Source organism: Actinophytocola sp. (assembly GCF_045807065.1).
Classification (GTDB): Bacteria; Actinomycetota; Actinomycetes; order Mycobacteriales; family Pseudonocardiaceae; genus Actinophytocola.
Window position 1 is genome coordinate 1 of sequence record NZ_JBJMIE010000527.1, and the last position, 4285, is coordinate 4285.

Below are 4285 nucleotides of genomic sequence, written 5' to 3' on the forward strand. Positions count from 1 at the left end.
GATGTCCACGCCGGGCGCGGTGATGTCGGGCTTGGCGCGGTAGCTCCCGCGTGCCGGGCCCTGGCCGGAGAAGTAGGGCGGCAGCCCGTTGGCGTAGGCCGCGCCGACGGTCAGCGCGCTGGCCGCGATGCCCGGGGTGGCAACGGACCCGAAGCCGGGGCCGTCGTTGCCGGCGGCGACCACGAACAGCGTGCCGGACTCCTTCGACAGCGCGTCCAGTGCCTGCGCGGTCGGGTCGTCGCCGTCCCCGGCCTCGGCGCCGAGGCTGATGTTGGCGACGTCCGCGCCCTGTGCCGCCGCCCATTCCATGCCCTCGATGAGCCACGACAGCTGGCCGACGCCCTCGGCGTTCAGCACCTTGCCGGACAGCAGGCGGGCGCCGTACGCGACCCCCTTGCGTGCGCCGCCCGCCGCCGCCCCGGACCCACCGATGATCGACGCCACGTGCGTGCCGTGTCCGTGGCCGTCCTCGGCGGTCGGGTCATCGGTGAAGTTGGCCTGTGCCACGACCTTCCCGCGCAGGTCGGGGTGGTTCGCGTCGATGCCGGTGTCCAGCACCGCGACGTCCACCCCGGCACCCGACAGGCCCGTGTCCCACGCCTGTGGTGCGCCGATCTGCGTGAGGTTGCCGTCCAGGTCGGCGGCGGTCACCCGCCGGTCCAACCACACCTTGGTGCCACCCGCCGCCCGCGCCAGTGTGGTGGCGAACCCGCCCTTCTTCGGCACCCGCACGGCGGTCGCGCCGATGCTGGGCAGCGGGACGCCGCCCGCGGCACGCAGTCCCGCAGACCCGCGGACGATCACCGGCAGCGAGTCCGTCGCCGCGTCGCCGTATCCCTGCGCGAGCAGCCCGGTCACGTTGAACAGCTCGAGGTCCAGCGTGTCCGGCACCAGGCGCTCGACCGACGACGGCACCACGTACAGGTCCCCGCCCTCGCGCAGGGTGGTGAACGACGTCGGGTGGTCCCCCGCGGGCGTCATGCGCACCCGGGGGTTCCCGGCGGCGTCCCGCGTGACGGTCGCCGTGTCGCCGGTGACCAGTGTTACCGCGGCGGCCGGCCCGGCGGGAGCCGAGGCCGGACCGGTCGCCGTGGCGGCCGCCGTGGGTGCGGCCGGTGCCGCCGCCGTTGACACGCCAACGGCAGCGACGAGACAGGTCAGCACCGCCACCAGGCGTGCGGGGACTCGCGGCAGGTGCATGGGCCAGTCCTACGGCATCCGAATGGGCGACGGAACGATTCAGGCGTGGCGTATTGCCGCCATGGCCGGAACTGGCCAGGATTGCGCACATGCTCGAGGCCCTGGGGATCAGTCGGTTCGCCGAGTCGGTCTACCGCGCGTTGCTCGCCGATCCCGGCCGCACCGCGACCGAACTGGCGGGCGCGCTGGGGAAGTCGTCGAAGGCGACCCGGCGCGCGGTGGGTGAGCTGGAGGAGCTGGGACTGGTCACGCGGGCGCCCGGGCGGCCCGTGCGGTTGCTCGCCGCCCGTCCCGACACGGCCATCGACCTGCTGGTCGCGCGGCGGCAGAGCGAGCTGACCACGCTGCAGGTCAACGCCCGCGCGCTGGCGGCGGAGATGAGCGGACCGCGGCAGCCGGACGAGCTGCTGGAGATCCTCGTCGGCCAGCGTGCGGTCGGCAACCGGTACCGGGCGCTGGTGCGCGGGTGCGAGCGGGAGCTGCTGGTCATCGACCGGCCGCCCTACGCCGCGCCGATCGAGCCCGCCGAGGAGGAGGTGTCGACCCGCCTGTCGGACGAGGTCGTGGTGCGCGGCCTGTACGCGCCGGAGTCGCTGGAGATGCCGGGTGCGCTGGACGCGGTGGAGCGGGCGGTCGAGAAGGGCGAGCAGTCGCGCGTGCACCCGAAGCTGCCGATGAAGCTCGCGATCGCGGACCGCTCGGTGGCGTTGCTGCCGCTCGTGCTCGAGGACATGGTGGAGAGCGCGCTGGTCGTGCGGAAGTGCGCGTTGCTGGACGCGCTGGTGGTGCTCTTCGAGCTGCTGTGGGAGCAGTCGTCGCCGGTCGTGCCCGCCCCGGTCGCCCAGCAGCCCGACGCCGGGCTGCTGACCCTGCTCGCGGCCGGCGCCAAGGACGAGACGATCGCGCGGCAGCTGGGGATCAGCCCGCGCACGGTGACCCGGCGGGTCGCGGAGCTGCTGGACCAGCTGGGCGCGCGGACCAGGTTCCACGCCGGAGTGCTGGCGGCCCGGAACGGCTGGCTCGTGGAGTGACCGCGATGGTTCCGGTCCCGGCGATTACCGTTGGACCCATGTCCAGCCGAATGGAAGCCATCGTGTTCGACTGCCGCGACGCCGAGGCGCAGGCCGCGTTCTGGTGCGCGGCGCTCGACTACGAGATCACCCGGCGCTGGCAGGACAAGTACGGGGTCGAGTACGTCGAGGCGAATGCGGAGGGAGCGCCGATGCTGCTGTTCTACCCGGTGCCCGACCGCAAGACGGCCAAGAACCGGGTGCACCTGGACGTCCGCGCGACCGGCTCCCAGTACGACGAGGTCGCCCGTCTCGTCGCCATCGGCGCCCGGGTGGTCGACGACGACGCGATGGTGCCGTGGGTGGTCCTGCAGGACCCGGAGGGCAACGAGTTCTGCGTCCTGCCGCCCCGGCCGGAGTGATGGCCAAGACGCACTTCGACGACTGGGTCGCGCCGCGGCGCCGGCCGAGCTGGACCTGATGGCCCGGCTCGCGGGCATGACCGTGCGCGAGCGGTGAGACCGACTGGCACCGCACGCCCTGCACGGCGCGCGGCACCGGGCACGTCTCGGTGTGGCAGAAGGGCTGAGGGCTGGCGACCCGCGGTCGAGCGGGGCATCCGAGGCTCTATCTCCGACACCGGGGCCAATGGTTGAGGGTGGGGTGCTCGGGTAACCCCCGGAGAACCCACCTGGCGCCACCGTACGTGTTCTTCGCCGCGAACCAGTCTGATCGGAGAAACCAGTGAAAGCCCTGACCTGGCATGGAAAGCGTGACGTGCGGGTGGAGACCGTGCCGGATCCGGAGATCCGCGAGCCGACCGACGCGATCATCCGGGTGACCACGTCCGGCATCTGCGGGTCGGACCTGCACCTGTACGAGGTGCTCGGCTCCTTCATCGACCCCGGCGACGTGCTCGGCCACGAGCCGATGGGCGTGGTCGAGGAGGTCGGCGCCGAGGTCACCCACATCAAGCCCGGTGACCGGGTCGTGGTGCCGTTCAACATCTCCTGCGGGCACTGCTTCATGTGCGACCAGGGCCTGCAGTCGCAGTGCGAGACCACGCAGGTGCGGGACAAGGGCAAGGGCGCGGCCCTGCTCGGCTACACGAAGCTGTACGGCCAGGTGCCGGGCGGCCAGGCGGAGTACCTGCGGGTGCCGCAGGCCCACTACGGCCCGATCCCGGTGCCGGAGGGCCCGCCGGACGAGCGGTTCGTGTACCTGTCGGACGTGCTGCCGACGGCGTGGCAGGCGGTCAGCTACGCGGACATCCCCGCCGGCGGGAGCGTCGCGGTGTTCGGGCTGGGCCCGATCGGCCAGATGTGCTGCCGGGTCGCGCGCCACCTCGGCGCGCAGCAGGTGATCGGCGTCGACCTGGTGCCGGAACGCCTCGCCCTCGCGGCGAAGTACGGCGTGACCCCGGTCGACCTCAACGAGCCGGCCGGCACCGTGGACACCATCCGGCAGCTGACCGACGGCCGCGGCCCGGACTCCGTGATCGACGCCGTGGGCATGGAGGCGCACGGCTCGCCCGTGGGCAAGATCGCGCAGGACCTGACCGGGTTCCTGCCGAAGCCGGTGGCCGCGAAGATGACGGAGAAGGCCGGCATCGACCGGATGGCCGCACTGCTGACGGCGATCGAGACGGTCCGGCGCGGTGGCACGATCTCGCTGTCCGGCGTCTACGGCGGCATGGTCGACCCGATGCCGATGATGGAGCTGTTCGACAAGCAGATCCAGCTCCGCATGGGCCAGGCGAACGTCCGCCGCTGGATCGACGACATCCTGCCGCTCGTGACCGGCGACGACGACCCGCTGGGCACCGAGGACTTCGCGACCCACCAGGTGCCGCTCGACGACGCACCGCGGGCCTACGAGATGTTCCAGAAGAAGCAGAACGGCGCGATCAAGGTGCTGCTCAGGCCCTGACCGCCCCGTGCGCCGGCGAGGCACCGGTCGCCCGAGCCGAAGGACGCCCTCCCCCACGCCCCTCGGGGGGAAGGCGTCCTTCACCATTCGCGGGTGACTGTCGGGTGGGCGAAGCTCAGGACCTGAGCAGCCGGACGACGGCCCGC

General features: G+C 72.6%; 4 protein-coding genes. 3 read left to right on the forward strand and 1 reads right to left on the reverse strand.

What is annotated here, in order from left to right; all coding sequences use genetic code 11:
- Positions 1 to 1200: S8 family serine peptidase (locus ACJ73U_RS30940; RefSeq protein ID WP_407781265.1), on the reverse strand; the 1200-nt coding region annotated here is incomplete at its 3' end.
- A gap of 89 nt (positions 1201 to 1289) precedes the next feature.
- Here ACJ73U_RS30940 and ACJ73U_RS30945 point away from each other — a divergent pair.
- The 3 genes from ACJ73U_RS30945 (at position 1290) to ACJ73U_RS30955 (ending at position 4139) form a co-directional block, all read left to right on the forward strand.
- A complete protein-coding gene (locus ACJ73U_RS30945) occupies positions 1290 to 2231 on the forward strand; it encodes a winged helix-turn-helix transcriptional regulator (RefSeq protein WP_407781266.1) in 942 nt (313 codons plus the stop codon).
- A gap of 38 nt (positions 2232 to 2269) precedes the next feature.
- Positions 2270 to 2632 (forward strand): VOC family protein, encoded by a 363-nt coding sequence (locus ACJ73U_RS30950; RefSeq protein WP_407781267.1) that lies wholly within the window; start codon positions 2270 to 2272, stop codon positions 2630 to 2632.
- A 322-nt stretch (positions 2633 to 2954) separates the two neighbouring features.
- Positions 2955 to 4139 (forward strand): zinc-dependent alcohol dehydrogenase, encoded by a 1185-nt coding sequence (locus ACJ73U_RS30955; protein ID WP_407781268.1) that lies wholly within the window; start codon positions 2955 to 2957, stop codon positions 4137 to 4139.
- Positions 4140 to 4285: the final 146 nt, after the last annotated feature.